At 71.6% G+C, this 14,638-nt stretch carries 13 protein-coding genes; 4 read left to right on the forward strand and 9 right to left on the reverse strand.

Annotated elements, in window-relative coordinates; all coding sequences use genetic code 11:
• Nucleotides 1–339: 339 nt before the first annotated feature.
• From QSK30_RS07790 to QSK30_RS07810, 5 genes are read right to left on the reverse strand one after another with little or no spacing between them, the layout of a single operon-like run.
• Nucleotides 340–693, reverse strand: a complete 354-nt coding sequence (locus QSK30_RS07790; RefSeq protein ID WP_285500807.1) for a hypothetical protein — start codon at nucleotides 691–693, stop codon at nucleotides 340–342.
• 3 nt (nucleotides 694–696) lie between these two features.
• Nucleotides 697–936: a hypothetical protein gene (locus tag QSK30_RS07795; protein WP_285500809.1), complete on the reverse strand. Its 240-nt coding sequence runs from the start codon at nucleotides 934–936 to the stop codon at nucleotides 697–699.
• On the reverse strand, nucleotides 923–1,447 hold the full coding sequence (locus QSK30_RS07800; RefSeq protein ID WP_285500810.1) for a tRNase toxin domain-containing protein: 525 nt from the start codon (nucleotides 1,445–1,447) through the stop codon (nucleotides 923–925). The genes QSK30_RS07795 and QSK30_RS07800 overlap by 14 nt, the downstream gene beginning before the upstream one ends.
• Complete coding sequence (locus QSK30_RS07805; RefSeq protein ID WP_285500811.1) at nucleotides 1,444–4,209, reverse strand: ATP-binding protein; 2,766 nt, start codon at nucleotides 4,207–4,209, stop codon at nucleotides 1,444–1,446. The genes QSK30_RS07800 and QSK30_RS07805 overlap by 4 nt, the downstream gene beginning before the upstream one ends.
• A 3-nt stretch (nucleotides 4,210–4,212) precedes the next feature.
• Nucleotides 4,213–6,069 carry a hypothetical protein gene (locus QSK30_RS07810; protein ID WP_285500813.1) on the reverse strand — a complete coding sequence of 619 codons (1,857 nt, stop codon included), beginning with the start codon at nucleotides 6,067–6,069 and terminating at the stop codon, nucleotides 4,213–4,215.
• A 342-nt stretch (nucleotides 6,070–6,411) separates the two neighbouring features.
• On the opposite strand from QSK30_RS07810, the gene QSK30_RS07815 reads away from it, so the two are divergent.
• Nucleotides 6,412–7,014: a hypothetical protein gene (locus QSK30_RS07815; protein ID WP_285501181.1), complete on the forward strand. Its 603-nt coding sequence runs from the start codon at nucleotides 6,412–6,414 to the stop codon at nucleotides 7,012–7,014.
• 36 nt (nucleotides 7,015–7,050) lie between these two features.
• Here the strand turns inward: QSK30_RS07815 and QSK30_RS07820 are convergent, their stop codons facing one another.
• Both QSK30_RS07820 and QSK30_RS07825 read right to left on the reverse strand, forming a co-directional pair.
• Entirely contained in the window at nucleotides 7,051–7,512 is a 462-nt protein-coding gene (locus QSK30_RS07820; RefSeq protein ID WP_285500815.1) for a VOC family protein, read from the reverse strand.
• 222 nt (nucleotides 7,513–7,734) lie between these two features.
• Nucleotides 7,735–9,840 carry a M6 family metalloprotease domain-containing protein gene (locus QSK30_RS07825; RefSeq protein ID WP_285500817.1) on the reverse strand — a complete coding sequence of 702 codons (2,106 nt, stop codon included), beginning with the start codon at nucleotides 9,838–9,840 and terminating at the stop codon, nucleotides 7,735–7,737.
• A 287-nt stretch (nucleotides 9,841–10,127) separates the two neighbouring features.
• Between QSK30_RS07825 and QSK30_RS07830 the strand changes: the two genes are divergently transcribed.
• Nucleotides 10,128–10,478: a hypothetical protein gene (locus QSK30_RS07830; RefSeq protein ID WP_285500819.1), complete on the forward strand. Its 351-nt coding sequence runs from the start codon at nucleotides 10,128–10,130 to the stop codon at nucleotides 10,476–10,478.
• Nucleotides 10,479–10,872: 394 nt separating this feature from the next.
• Here the strand turns inward: QSK30_RS07830 and QSK30_RS07835 are convergent, their stop codons facing one another.
• A complete protein-coding gene (locus QSK30_RS07835) occupies nucleotides 10,873–11,505 on the reverse strand; it encodes a hypothetical protein (RefSeq protein WP_285500821.1) in 633 nt (210 codons plus the stop codon).
• Nucleotides 11,506–11,823: 318 nt separating this feature from the next.
• On the opposite strand from QSK30_RS07835, the gene QSK30_RS07840 reads away from it, so the two are divergent.
• On the forward strand, nucleotides 11,824–13,875 hold the full coding sequence (locus tag QSK30_RS07840) for a catalase (RefSeq protein ID WP_285500823.1): 2,052 nt from the start codon (nucleotides 11,824–11,826) through the stop codon (nucleotides 13,873–13,875).
• A gap of 62 nt (nucleotides 13,876–13,937) precedes the next feature.
• Here the strand turns inward: QSK30_RS07840 and QSK30_RS07845 are convergent, their stop codons facing one another.
• The gene (locus QSK30_RS07845) at nucleotides 13,938–14,198 is read right to left on the reverse strand and encodes a hypothetical protein (RefSeq protein ID WP_285500825.1); all 261 of its coding nucleotides are present in this window, start codon (nucleotides 14,196–14,198) and stop codon (nucleotides 13,938–13,940) included.
• Here QSK30_RS07845 and QSK30_RS07850 point away from each other — a divergent pair.
• Nucleotides 14,188–14,631 carry a sigma-70 family RNA polymerase sigma factor gene (locus tag QSK30_RS07850; RefSeq protein ID WP_285500826.1) on the forward strand — a complete coding sequence of 148 codons (444 nt, stop codon included), beginning with the start codon at nucleotides 14,188–14,190 and terminating at the stop codon, nucleotides 14,629–14,631. The genes QSK30_RS07845 and QSK30_RS07850 overlap by 11 nt on opposite strands.
• Nucleotides 14,632–14,638: the final 7 nt, after the last annotated feature.

Genomic DNA, 14,638 nt, shown 5'->3' on the forward strand with positions numbered 1-14,638 from the left:
CGGTAGAACCGGCCCGCCACCTGGGCGAACAGTTCATCCAACCCGGCCACCCAGGCGTCAAGATCCTCATCAGTCAACACAAGATCGACAACCTACACCACGAAGATCACCAAGTGCGGCTGGAGTACTAGGGCGCACCGACCCGTGAGTCCCGCTCGATGTCGCGCGAGAGGCGTCCACGGGGATTGTCGGCGCGGGCCGCCGGGCGATTGGTCGAACAAGAAGGATCCGGTGAACTCCACATCGAATCAATTCCCGAATAGGTGAGGGCCGAGCGTCGTCCGGCAGTCCTCCCGTGCTTCTCGGGTGGGCTGCCGGATGGCGTTTGGGCGGCCGTGTTCACCAGGCCGGGGTGTACCGGCCGCCTTCGGCGAACTCCGCTTGTGCCTCGTGCCGGGCGTAGATCTTGGTGCTGTCGTGCACGACGGCCATGCCCTTGTCGGCGTCGTACCCGGCGCGGTCGCCGGTGTGGGTGTCGACGTGGGTGAGGTTCGGTCGCTGCGCGTCCAGGTACTCGGCGAGCCGTTCCGGGTCTTGGCCGACGCCGGGGATGTGGTCCCCGCCGCCGTGGCGGTGGTGGTCCACGCCCGCGCGCACGTCGGCTCCGTACCGCTCGGCGTCCCGGTCGCCGGGCTCGGCCGGGCGCTCGGCGTCGACCGGGGACCCGGCGGTGTCGCCGCGTTCCAGGCGCACGGGTCAGGCCATCCGCCCGCGGGCCACGTCGATCGCCCACAGCACGAGGGCCACCGGCACGTCGCCGATGTCCGGGTTGACGGTGAGCACCACGTCGTCCCAGCCGCCATCGTCCGGCCGGGCGATGGCGAGGATGGCGCCCTTCGGGTACTGCTCCTCGTCGCTGAACTCGAGGATGTACTCCGTCGAGTCGCTGGTGTCGGAGAACGTGACGTGATCGGGCCGGAACTCAATGTTGATCATATTCCTCCTTCTCGTCCAGCAGTGTCACGAACCCGCTGCTCTCGTCGGTCCGGATCCCCCGTCCGGTGCTGTCCCTGACTTCTATCGTCGGCCGCCACTCCCCGCCTATCCGTCCACGGCGGACCTCCTCCGTGCGCCCATCGTCCTTCAGGATCTTGTCCACCTCAACGCGGCCGAGCTCGTTCCACGCTTCCGGGGTCCGCTTTCCCTCAGGTAAGGGCCACTGCCCGGTGTTGGAGTCCCGGCTCGCGTGCTTGTGCAACGCCCGGCCACCGCGCTCCAGCTGGCCCCCCTTGTCGGCCGGGTCCAACTCAGCCGCGGAGGCGCGGGCCACCTCGTCGTCGAGCAGGCCACGCCGTTCCACCGCCTCCGTGTCGACCAGCTCCTCGGCGGGGACGCTGTCGCGGGTGCCGGTGCGCTCAGTGCTCTCCGCGCCGCGGCGCGCTTCCGGGCCGTCGGTGGCCTCCACCGCCGGGGACTCAGCCGACTCGCGGCCGGAATCGATCCTCACGACTCCCGCCGATCGAAGACGGTGAGCGCCCACCCGGTGCGCATGTCCAGGAACCGGGTGGCCTCGTTGAGCCGGGCGCGCTCGGTGGCCGCGCGGCTGAGCCGGGCCGCCGCCTCGGCCACCGCGGACCCGCCGGTCACCACGGAGTGGTCGGGCAGCCAGGAGTCGGGGTGGCCGCGCAGCGCCTCCAGCTGCTCGCCCGCGGTGTCACCGCGCAGGTGCAGGCCGCGGGCCGCCCACGCCGCGGTCCGCGGGTGCGGTGGCCCGGCCGCCGGGGACGCCTTGAGCGCGATCATCACGTCGACCCATCTGAACGTGCCCGCCTGCCAGCGGGTCTCGCCGCCAGTACACAGCGGCCGACCGCCGTCGAGCTGCCGCAATGCCGTCGCCGCAACGTGTTCGGCCAGGGCCTCGGGTTGGTAGTGCCGGGACAGGCCGCGGTATCGGGTGCCGATCGCGATCTGCGCGCGGTGGGCGACGGCGCACTCCACGGTCCGCCGGTCGTCGGCGGCAAGGCCGTCGAGCCACCCCCGCTCGGGCACCGGCACCTGCCTGCCGACGACGTGGGCCGCGGTCAGCAGTTCCAGCCACAGGACCAGCCGCGGGTCGGTGGCCAGGTACACGGCGCGGTTGACCTCCCGCAGCGAGCACGCCCGAGTGCGGCAGAGCGGCCCGCAGGCCGCGCCGCGCGGGCGCAGGATCGCCGCGGGCGGTCCGGGCCGGACGGCCTCGCGGTCCTCGCCCAGCGGCACCGCGATCCGGATCGGCCGGTCCATCCCGTCGCTGAACGCGACCGCCCGGCCCGCGGGCAGCGAGACCACGTGCCGGGACTGCGCCTCGTCCAGGTTCACCGTGGCGCCCAGGACCTCGCGGTCGTCGGCGGCGGGCAGCCGGTGGATGATCTTCAGCGCGGTGTTCTTCAGCACGTCCGGGACGATCTTCGACGGGATCTGCTCGGCGATCACGATGCCCTCGCCGTAGGCGCGGATCTCCGCCAGCAGCGCGGTGAACAGCTCCACCGCGTGCGCCGCGGGGCTGCCCGGCGCGACGTTGCGCAGCAGCCGGTGCGCCTCCTCGATGACGGTCACGTGCCGCAGACCGGGGTTCGGCGTGTGCCGGACGCGCAGGTGCTCGTGCAGCCGGATCAGCACCGCGCCGATGAGGAACGCCTTGTCCTGGTCGTTGCCGACGTCCTCGATCTCCAGAACGACGTTTCGCCGCAACAGTTCCGCGACGTCGAGCGGGTGGCCGCCCTCGAAGAAGCGCCCCGGTGTGCCCAGCCGCAACGAGCCCAGGCGCACGTCGATGAAGCCGCGGACGTTGTCGGTGATCTCCTTGCCGTACCCGATGCCCGCCACCACCTCCAGCGCGGTGCGCCGCAGGTCGGCCAGGTCCGGGTACTTCGGCGTCACCCCGGTCAGCCGCGACTCGCCCACCACCGGGTCCCAGCCCAGGTCGGTGTAGCAGCGGGTGAGCGCGTGGCTGAGCACCTGCGGGAACGGTTCGTCGGCGTCGAAGGCGGCCAGGAACAGCGCGCGGACCAGGTCGATGTGGGTCTGGATCGGGAACCCGGGCTCGGGTTCGAGCGGGTTGAGCCCGACCGGCGGCGCGTCCGGCGCGCCCGGCCGGATCACGGTGACCTCGCCGACCCGGCCCGCCATGGCCGCGTACTCGGCCTTGGCGGGCTCGATCACCAGCCACGGCACGCCGTGCCGGTGCACCTGCTCGAGCAGGTGCCGCACGGTCTGCGACTTGCCCGCGCCGGTCGCGCCCGCGACGAAGGTGTGCCGGTTGAGCGTCTCGGTGGTGACGGTGAACGGGCCCACGGGCTGGTCGGCGTCGTCGAGCACCGTGCCCACCGCGATCGGCCCCGCGGTCTCCGGGGTGACGTCGAAGTCGACGAGCTCCACCAGGCGCAGGCCGGGCAGTTCGCGGCGCGGCGGCCGGGCGAGCACGGCCAGCAGCTCGCTGGTGCCGCGGAACGGCGTGGCGTGCCCGTCGGGCCGGTCCACCAGCGTGGCCAGGGCGTCGGCGAACGAGCTGACCGCCCACCCCGGCGCGAGCGCGTACGGCTGGTCGTCGAGGTCGGACGAGCCGCACAGCAGCGCCGCCGCCCGGCGGGCCGCCACCGCGGTGTCGGCCCCGACCAGCACCCGGATCCGCCACAGGCCGGTGCCGCGGGCGCGGGACAGCTCGCGGTAGCGCCCGGTGGCCCGGTCCAGCGCGACCCGCCCCGCCTCGTCCCGCTCGCGCAGCCGCAGGCTGGGCAGGCGCGCGGCGAGCGCGGCCAGCTCCAGGTCGACGTGCTCGGCGGGCACGGGTTCGGCCGTGACCAGCCAGACGAAGGCGGTGCCCAGGTGCGCCACGTAGTCGTCGAACCCGCCCCGGCTCTGCCGCGCGGCCTGGTCGGGCGTCCACAGCGCGTCGGACTGCCCGGTGCAGGCCACCCACGCCGGGTGCGCGGCCCACGACCGCAGCACCTCGCCGGTGTCCACGACCTCCGCGCTGCTGCCCGGCGGGTAGAGCAGCGTCACCGGGCCGCGTGCCGCGGGGAAGGCCGGACGACCGCCGACCAGCACGCGCAGCCGCAGGTCGCCGGGCAGCCGTTGCCACGCCGAGACCAGCACCCCGTCCGCGTCGAGCTCGGAGTACGCGGCGGTGAGCGCGGCGAACAGCTGGGCGGGCACCGGGTCCGGCCGGTCGGGGTCGCTCGGCCTGCGCGGCGCGGTCAGCACCCGGTGGAACACGACGCCGTCGAGCACGCCTCACCCCCGCCGCGGGGTGATCGCGACCCGCGGCCGCAGGGGGATGCCCGGGTCGCAGTCGCCCATCGTGACCCGGCGCCCGTCAGGACCGGTCTCCACCAGGATGAAGGCGGTCGGCGGCAGGCCCTGCACCCTGGTCGGCTCGACGGTGTACTCGTAGACCCGCGACACCGCGGTGCTGGTGTTCTCGGTGTCGGTGTAGGACTCGGTGACCGCGTAGCCCCAGCTGTTGGTGCGCGAGGTCGCGGTGCCCGCGGACTCGCCGGTGCTGCCCGCCTTGCGGTCGAACACCGAGGCGTTCTTCGGCTTGTTGAGGTGCGTGCCCTCGTTGCTGGAGGTGCTGTTCTGGTTGCCCCAGTTCTCGCTGTTGCCCTCGGTGAGACTGGTGCCGACCTGGTCGGTGACCTGGTTGAGCACGAAGGTGTGCTCGCGGCCGATGAACTCGGCGGCCGCCTTGGCCTCCTCCGGGTTGCCCATCCGCATCAGGATGGTGGCGCTGCCGACGCCGCCGAGCAGCCGCGTCAGGTCGCCGCGCAGGTGCTCCAGCAGCAGCACGAGCCGCACCCCCACCCGGCGCGCGTGCTTCGCCAACGCCTCCAGGCCCTCGACGCCGATGTGGTCGGCGTTCGCGACGAACACCACGTCCCGCTCGCCGCGGCGCGGGTTGGCGCGCAGGGCGTGCAGGATCCGTTGGAACAGCAGGCGGTCCAGGAAGTCCTTGCGGTCGGGGTGCGGGCCCGCGCTGGTCAGCACGGTCAGACCGGACACCGCCCAGGTGAGCGGGGCGGCCGTGTCCGCGTGCGCGGCCTCGTCCACGTGCAGCAGCTCGGTCAGGTAGGTGAGGGTCTGCAAGGCGTTCGCGACCCGCTCGGTGGTGCCCACCAGCCCGATGCGGCCGGTCAGCCTGCCCGCCTCGGTGAGGTCGAGCAGCTCGGCGGTGGTCCCGGCGTAGTCGTGCCCGCGTACCAGCCGCAGGGCCGCCGCCAGCCGGGCGAAGGTGATCGGGCCGTCGAGGCACTCGGCCACCGTCTTGAGCACGTCCGCGTCCACGATCCGCAGGTCGCTCGCCTCGGACGCGGACCGCATGGTGGCCACGGCGCCCGCCACGACCTGGGCGACGTCGGCGGGGGAGAGGCCCTGCAGCAGCGAGCCCCCGACCGGGTCGTGGGTGAGCGTCAGGTCCGCGGCGGGCACCCCCACCTGCCGGGCCAGCCCGACCAGTCCGGCGGCGACGCGCTGCTCGCTGAAGTCGACCACCAGGACGTTGCCGCCCGAGCGCAGCACCGAGCCGCCGACGGTGGTGATCAGGCCCGCCCACCCGGCCCCGGTCCCGCCGAAGACGTCCACCCGGGTGGTCCCGCTGATCGGGCGCAGCGGGAACCACTCGTCGGCTTGATCCTGGCGCGCGCGGTCGGCGTCCCGCTGGGCCCGCTGCCACGCCCACTCCCGCTGCCGCCGCTCGAACCGGTCGACCCGCTCCGCCCGGTCCCGCAGCCCCTCGGCCAGCCGCGCCCTCGGCACCAGCCACTGGCGCGCCACCACGACCGACATGCCCGCCAGGAACACCCCGCCCGCCAGCACGCCGCCCACGGCCAGGTCGCCCAGCGCGGTCGCCACACCCACACCGGTCGCGAGCACCGGCAGCGCCCGCAACCTGGCGCGGCGGAACGCTCGCGCGCGGACCAGGCTCGCGGGCTCCTTCCACACCGGCTGTGGTTCGTCCGGTCCCTCGACGGGTGCGGGTGCGGGCGCGTACTCCCACCCCCACCGCTCGACCGGCGAGAAGACCACCCGCGCGAGCTCCTTGGTGGCCGCGGGAGTGGGTTCGGGCAGATCGCCACGCCATGGCACCGACACGCCACACCCCCCGGAGGCCCCTGGATCCCGAGGTTCACCGTACGACGTACAATCGAGCCGGGGACGAGTGTCGACGTCGACTCCACCCGATTGCGCGGTTGTGGGTTCCTTCGGGGTTCGGCGGTGTCGCTGAGTGACCGCCGGGACGGTCCACCGGTCGGGCCGGACCGCCCACGTCGACCTCAGCGCAATGGCCGATCGCGGTCAACCCACCCGCCCGTTTGGCAATTTCCCACGTGCCGCCGGTTCTGCGCGCGCTTCAGGCGTTAATCGAGTTGTGCTAATTTTTCGAGAATGCGCCTAAAGTCAATCAACGGTCGGGCAAAAGGCTCGTTCGCCAAGATGTTCGCCGCGTTCGCTTATGTTCTCGCGCTTTCCCTATTCGGTTCGGGTGCGGTCGCGCACGCGGCCACGACCGACGTCCCGGCCGGGCGGAGCTGTGCCTGCACCGCCCCGTCGATCGACCGCTACCAGCAGTGGCTGGCCTCCGGCGAGGGGACCACGGTGCCCGCCAGTGGGAGCCTGCTGGTGCGCGAGGGCCGCGGGTACGCGGCCAAGGTCACCCTGCTCAAGGCCGAGTGGCACGTGATCGTCGTCTGGCTGGGCAACAAGTTCGAGGCACAGGCCAACCTCTCGACGTCGTCGGGCTTCTGGCTCACCTACAGCGCGACCGACGACCTCTACCTCCAGCTGCGCCCCGCCTCGCACTGGAGCGGCGGCGACAAGTGGCTCACGCTGGTGCCGTCGACGGGCGGAAAGGTCGTGCAGAAGTTCTTCAGCTTCACCCCGGACAACTGGACGTGGCTGCCCGAATTGGGCAAACCGTCCTACTCCTTCGCTTCGGCACTGAGTGAGGCGCGTGGGTTTGTCTTCGTCGGCAAGACCCCGAACAAGCTCGACTTCCGCGGACTGCGCGTCGACGGCTACCAGCCGCCCTGCGTATAACGGCCCAGCGCGCGATTCCGCCGCTGCCCGAAAAGGTCAGTCCAGGCAGAACTCGTTGCCCTCGGGGTCGGCCAGGATGATGTGGCCCGCGCTCAACGGGGGCGCGGGCTCGACCCGGTGCACCCGGCTGGCCCCGAGGGCGACGAGCCGGTCGGCCTCGGTCTCCAGGGCCGCCATCCGCTCGTCGCCCCGCAGGCCGGGGGCCGCGCGGACGTCGAGGTGCAGCCGGTTCTTGGTGATCTTGTCCTCGGGCACCTTCTGGAAGAACAGCCGCGGCCCGCGCCCGTCCGGGTCCTCGACGGCCGAGCTCGAGTCGCGCTGCTCCGGCGGTACGCCGACCCGTTCGAGGAACTCGTCCCAGGCGTCGAGCGGGTCGGCCCCCTCGGGCACCTCGACCCCGGGCGGGGCGGGGTGCACGTAACCCAGCGCGTCGCGCCAGAAGCAGGACAGCGCCCGCGGGTCGTGGGCGTCGAAGGTGACCTGGAACTCGCGGCTCATCGGGTTGCTCCATTCGTGGTGTGCCGTGGACAGTCTCGACCGACCGCGCACCGCTCGCACGGTGCGGGTCGCGCCTCGTCCGCGTCCAGGAGCGACCCTGGCACACCTTGCGGACAGGACCGGTCCGCGATCCCCACCCGCTTCCCAACGCGCCGTCCCCTTGACCGGACCGGTCAGGGGGACGGCGCGTTGGGCGCCCGCGGTGGCTCAAGGTGCCCGGTGTCAGCGGCCGACCACCACGCAGGTGGTGGTCGCGGTCGCGGCGGGGTTGCTCTCCGAGGTGGCGGTCAAGGTCACCTTCGTCAGCGGCGGGCCGCCGTCGCGCTTGACGTGCACCGGTACCTGGACCTCGCGGCCGAACTTCGCCGTGGCCAGTGTGTTGGGTACCTGGACGCTCCAGCCGCGGCCCTCGGCGGTGGCCGAGACCCGGTAGACGTCGTTGTCGAGGTAGGCGCTGACGTCCTCCGGGTGCTGCCCGGCGGGCTTGGCGCCGCGACCGGTGTTGATCAGCGGGAACCGGCAGGTGGCCACCCCGTCCGGGCCGGTCCGGCTCACGGTGGGCAGCACCCGGACGCCTCGCCTCTGCGGTCCCGCGCCGTCGAGCGACCGGATGGCGACGGTGTAGGACAGCACGCCCTTGGTGTCGCGTTTGACCTTCAGCACGTAGAAGTGCAGCCGGTTGGCCTGGTCGACGTACTCGTACTCGCTGCCCGAGCCGGTGCCCGCGTGGAACAGCGCGTCGGAGAGCTGCCGGTAGTCGCCGATGGTGATGGGCACCTTGCGCCCGTCCGGCAGCACGTAGTTGGTCATGCCGATGTCCTGCGGGTTGGCGTCGACCACCCAGGCGAACGGCGCGTCGTCCTCGTCCTTGGTCTTGGCGAGCAGCACGCCCGCGTCCGGGGTGAACGAGTCCGAGCCCATCCGGTCGACGACCTCGACGGTGTAGTTCTGGTACCCGCCGCCGTCGCAGTACGGGTTGGTGCTGACCTCGCACGCGGGGGTGTGGTCGCCGGTGCCGAACGCGATGTTGACCCCCGAGAGCCCGCGTGGCCCCGGTTGCACCGCGCGGGCGGTGATCTGGGCGACCACCACGCCGGAGTCGGCGAGCGCCTCGCGGGAGAGCCGCAGCACGTTGCGCTCGTCGACGATGCCGAGCTTGATCTTGTTGCGCAGGATGTGCTGCGCGCCCATCGACGCGCCCCCGGTCGCCGGGATCGCCCAGCGCGAGTGCGGGCCGCCGGGCCCGTTGAACGAGCCGCGGGAGAGCATGTCCCAGATCCCGCTGTAGTCGCGGCGCGGTGGGTTGGCGTACGGGTTGTTGTAGTTGTCCCCGATGCCCAGCAGGTGGCTCAGCTCGTGCGCGTAGACGCCCTGGCCCGAGCTCTCGGCCTGCGTCGACGAGCCGTCGCCCGCGTTGGGCCACAGGGTGGAGCCCGACGCCCACGAGGTCCAGTCGACGTAGCGGGTGCGGGTCCAGTTCGGCAGGGTGTCGTCCGGCGGCCCGAACGCGTCGGACACGTCCTCCTTGGTCGCGAACTTCATCCTCCCGAACTCCTCCCAGGTGCTGGTCTCGTCCTGGCCCGCAGAGAGGAAGTAGACGAAGTCGAACCCGGCCGGGACCTCGGGCCCGACGTCGGCGACCCAGCCCGCCCGGCCGTCGGTGCGCAGGTCGCGGTCGCACTTGTCGCCGGTCGGGCAACCGGTGCCGGACTGGAACTCCAGCGCGTACTCGTGATCCTTGCCGGGCAAGGTGTAGGGGCCGAACGCCTTCAGGTCGACGCCGTAGCGCCCGCCGGAGTTCTCCATCCAGTACTCGTGCACGGTGTGGCCGTGGTTGAGCGCGCCCGGCTTGTTCAGGAAGTCCTGGTAGAACTGCCCGACGCGGTCGCGCGGGATGTCGTGCGCCTCCGTGCTGGGGTTGCCGAACACCGTCGAGTGCGACGGCTGGGTCACGACGAACGGCTGGTTCGGGTAGTCCAGCAGGACCAGCGCGCCCTTGAACGTGCGCTTCGTGCCCTTGGCGGCCGGGTCGGCCCAGGTGGTGCCGGGGATCTTGCGGTAGTCCCGCTCCCACGTCATGTGGTCCGGGTTCACCCAGTTCTGCGGGTCGACGGGGCCGGGGAACCCGGCCTGCGCCGCGACCCGCGCGCCGTCCGGGGACTGCTGCCACGGCTGCTGCTGCGGCCAGTGGTCGTACTGCCAGGGGTGTGCGGGTTCATCGGGTGGGGCGGCGAGCGCGTCGGTGGCTCCCGTGGTCAGCGCCGCGACCGAGAACAGCGCGGTTATCAGGAGCAGGGGACGCCTACGACGAACCCGGGTGAGGTGCATGCCGCCTCCGAAGTGTCGGTTAACCCATGCTAACGGCCGGAGGGGCTCGGGAAACCGTTGCCAGTTAACGGAAGTCGTGGGCTCCGTCGAGGTGCCGCGGCGCGCTGCGGTGATGAACGCGGTTCAACTGGAGGAGACCGGGTTTTCAGACCGTTCGGTCGGCTTCGTTCGGTCATCTGGTGCGCGGGGCGGTGCTGAATGGGCGATTTCGCCGGTGGCCCAACGCTTGTACCGTCGACCGTCCGACTCCCGGAGTGGTCCGGCGCGGTGAACCTGAAGGGCTTGACATGAAACTTGCCACCCTAGTGGCGTCCTGCGCGGTCGCGGGCACCTTCGTAGTGTCCGCCGCGTCGACCGCGGGCGCGGTCACCCAGGTCGGCGTGACCTGCTGGAGCGGCAGCTCCCAGTACGTCTGCAACTCCAGCGCCTACGACTTCTACGACGAGGAGAACGGCCGCGTCAGCTGGCGGGTCAACAACCAGACGCTCCAGTACAACCGGAACCGGGAGACCACCGGCGCACGCCTGTGCACCCCGGGGGAGCTGATCACCGCCGATGTCTACTACCAGGACGGCTACGGGTCCGCGCGGGCTTCGGACACCGTGATCTGCAACGCCGGGCCGATCTTGCAGGAGTGACCTCGCGGTGGCTCGTGCGTATGGGCTGCCCGATTTTCTAGCATGGCTCGATCTAGTGAACTCGCTTCGTGTGGGGCCCCTAGAGCACCGCGGTGGTGAAAAAAGGGCGGGTGAAGGGCATTCCCCACCACACGGCGAGTTTAGCGGTGCTCTCCCCCCACACGAAGCGAGTCCACTAGATCGAGCATCCGTAGCGGGTGTTGCGTTCCAGCGGGGTTGGCTTGCCGCACTGGCGATCGGGGGTGGCCCGCGCGCTCACCGCCGGTCGGGATCCAAGAGTCCATGTACTAATCCGAGAGTCCACTGTGTACTTGAGTGCGGTGGGAGTCGGCCGCGTGAGGACTGAGACCGCCCCTTGTGGGTAGGCGCGCGCCTGCCCACAAGGGGCTTTCCGCTAGTAGACCTCGAGTCCGACCCGGATGCCGTCCGGGTCGTAGCCGTCGGAGTCGATCGCGTACTGGCTCTTGCCGCCGCCCTGGCTCGCCCACGGGGTGAAGGCCGGGACGCCCGCGATGCCGCCGTCGACGGCCTCCACCGACAGGCGGAAGTCGTCGGGGGTGAACGGCGCGGTCCACGCCCGGGTCTCCACGATGACCCGGTAGCCGTCGGGGTCGTAGCCGTCGTCGTCGGTGGCCAGCGGGGAGGTGCCGCCGCCCTGGCTCGCCCACGGGGTGAACTCGGCCGGGCCGAGGTGCCCGTCGGACTCCCTGGCCTGCACGCCGATCCGGAAGTCGACCGCGCCGAGCACCCCGCTGGGCGCGGCGGCCAGGTCGACCAGCACCGCGTCCGGGTCGTAGTAGTCGCTGTCGGTCGCCCAGTCCGAGGTGCTCCCGCCGAACTTCGCGTAGGTGGTGAACTTCTCCACCCCGGCCCCGCCGAACCCGCCGCCGTCGGCCACCTGCAGGCCGACCCGGAAGTTCGGCAGGGTGGCCGCCTGCGCCGAGGCCGCCGGGACCGCGACCGCGGTGAGCGTCGCCGCCGCCACCGCCAGCCCCGCCAGCGTCGAGCGCACTGCCCGCTGTGCCATCTTTCCCCATCCTCGCGGGAGGTTCCCGCGTCCGGCTAAAGATGATCATGGCTGGGCCGGTGCGCAGAGGTGCCGTTCGGGGGCGGCTTCGATGATCTTCTCCTCTTACGCCGCAAGGGGTTCATCGGCTCTGTTGAGTTGTCTGCACCGTTCGCCCCAGCGCGCGGGGGCTGGACGGTCCGCGCCATCCCGCGGCCGCGGCGGCCGTACCCGGTCGGGTGGCCTGGCGATGTGGCCTGGTTGGACTCCCCGCCGGTGGGTACCCGGGTACCGCCGGGGCCGCCGGTGCTCGTCCCCGTCCGACCGAGGAGATGCCCGGTGCCTTCGAAGCGCAAGCAAGTCCGACCCACCACCGCCCCCGTGGCGCGGACCGCGCGCGGGGCCGAGGGCGACGAGCTGACCACCGCGCACGGGTTGCGCCTGTCCGACACCGACCACTCGCTCAAGGCGGGCCCGCGCGGGCCGTCCCTGCTGGAGGACTTCCACCTCCGGGAGAAGATCACCCACTTCGACCACGAGCGGATCCCGGAGCGGGTGGTGCACGCGCGCGGTGCCGCCGCGCACGGGGTGTTCGTCGCCAACGGCGCGGCCGCGTCGGTGACCAAGGCGGCCTTCCTGGCCGAGGCGGGCCGGGAGACGCCGGTGTTCACCCGGTTCTCCACCGTGCTGGGGTCGCGCGGTTCGGCGGACACGGTGCGTGACGTGCGCGGGTTCGCGGTGAAGTTCTACACCGCCGAGGGGAACGTGGACCTGGTCGGCAACAACATGCCGGTGTTCTTCATCCAGGACGGCATCAAGTTCCCCGACGTCATCCACGCGGGCAAGCCGCACCCGGACCGGGAGATCCCGCAGGCGCAGTCGGCGCACGACACCTTCTGGGACTTCGTTTCCCTGCACACCGAGGCCACCCACCACGTCCTGTGGGCGATGTCCGACCGGGGGATCCCGCGCTCGTACCGCACCATGGAGGGCTTCGGCGTGCACACCTTCCGGCTGGTGGCCGCCGACGGCGCGACCTCGCTGGTGAAGTTCCACTGGAAGCCGGTAGCCGGGGTGCACTCGCTGGTCTGGGAGGAGGCCCAGCTCGCGGCGGGCACGGACCCGGACTTCCACCGCCGGGACCTCGCCGACGGCATCGACGCGGGCGCGTTCCTGGAGTACGACCTGGGCATCCAGGTGCTGCCCGACAGCGCCGAGGAGACCTTCGAGGGCATCGACCTGCTCGACCCGACCAAGATCGTGCCGGAGGAGTTGGCGCCGGTCCAGGTCATCGGCAGGCTCACGCTCAACCGCAACCCGGACAACTACTTCGCCGAGACCGAGCAGGTCGCCTTCCACACCGGGAACCTGGTGCCGGGCATCGAGGTGACCAACGACCCGCTGATGCAGGCGCGGCTGTTCTCCTACCTCGACACCCAGCTCACCCGGCTCGGCGGCCCCAACTTCACCCAGCTCCCGATCAACTGCCCGCACGCCGCGGTGAACGACAACCTGCGCGACGGCATGCACCAGACCCTCGTCCACAAGGGACAGGTCGCCTACCTGCCCAACGGCATCGACGGGGACCTCCCGCGGGTGAGCGACCAGGGTTACGTCCACCTCCCGCGCGAGGTCGAGGGCCCGAAGGTGCGGGCGAACCCGGTCTCCTTCGAGGACCACTTCTCCCAGGCCACCCTGTTCTACCGGAGCCTGACCGAGGTCGAGCGCGTGCACCTGGTCGAGGCGTTCACCTTCGAGCTGGGCAAGTGCTACGAGCAGCCCATCCGCGAACGAGCACTGGCCCAACTGGCCAATGTGGACACAGACCTGTGCGCGGAGGTCGCCGCCGGCCTGGGTCTGAAGGCACCCAAGGGAAAGCCCGCCAAGGACGTCACCCCCTCGCCCGCGTTGTCCATCGTCGTGACCGAGCCCGGACCGATCACCGGCCGCGTCATCGGGGTCTTGGCCGTCCCGGGATCCGACCTCACGGGCATCGCACGCTTGCGTACGGCCGCGAAGGCCCGGGGAGCGGTGGTGCGCGTGATCGCCCCCATCGGCGGCATCCTCTCGGCCGACGGCAAGGAAGAAATCATCGAACGGACGCTGTTGACCACCCGGTCCATCGAGTACGACGCCATCGTCCTCGCCGACGGGACCGGAGAGTTCAAGGACATCAAGTCGACCGTGCTGCTGCAAGAGGCGTTCCGCCACTGCAAGACGATCGCCGCGTGGGGGAGTGGTGAACAGGCCCTCTTGGCAGCCGGCGTCGACACCACCGCGCCGGGGATCGTCTTGGCGGCCAAGTCGACCAAGGCGTTCACCACCGCCGTCCTCGACGCCGTCGGCCTGCACCGCGCCTGGGCCCGAGCCGACCACGTGATGCAGAGCTGATCCCGTGAGGACCGCGCTGGGTCCACGAGATGGGTGCCACTCGGCCCAGCGCGGGTGATCGCCTAGTCGGACATGGTGATCACGACGCGTGGGCGGGGGTCGGTGGGCGTGTTCCACGCCTGTTCGACCTCGCTCAGCGGTACCGGGACCGCTGCGGCGGTGAAGGTACCCGCGGTGAGTTCGTCGATCAGGGCGGGCAGTTCGGCGACGATGCCGCCGTGCTGACCGAGCCTTGGCCGCTGCCCATCAACCGCGGGTTGGCGCCCCGCAGCGCGGCCGCGGGCAGGGTGATGTCCTGGCGGCGGGACTGGCGTGGAGGACATCCAGCTCACCGGTCGCCGGTCGGTCGCCGAGGAGATAGTGCAGGAGGCGTTGCTGCGCTGCCTGCGGCGGTGGCGTCGGGTGCCGGCGGACAACGCGGTCGCCTATGCCCGCAAGGCGATCTACCACGAGTTCCTGCGGGTGGCGAAGCGAAAACCACAGGTCCCGCTGGACGAACTCACCGAACAGCTGGACCTGGAGGACTTCTCCGGGGCGGTGGTCGACCGCGACCACGTCTTGATCATGTTGCAGCAGTTGCCGCCCCGGCAGCGGGCCGCGGTGCTCGCGCGGGTGGTGCACGACCTGTCCGAGGCGCAGGCCGCGGTCGAGCTGGACTGCTCGGTCGGCACCGTGAAGTCGCTGACCAGCCGGGGGATGGCCCGGGTCAGGCAGCTCTGGGATGACCAGGGCGCGCTCCGGAGGACCGCCACCTGACCGCGCG

It is taken from the genome of Actinokineospora sp. NBRC 105648, from assembly GCF_030269645.1.
In the GTDB taxonomy this organism is placed as follows: Bacteria; Actinomycetota; Actinomycetes; order Mycobacteriales; family Pseudonocardiaceae; genus Actinokineospora.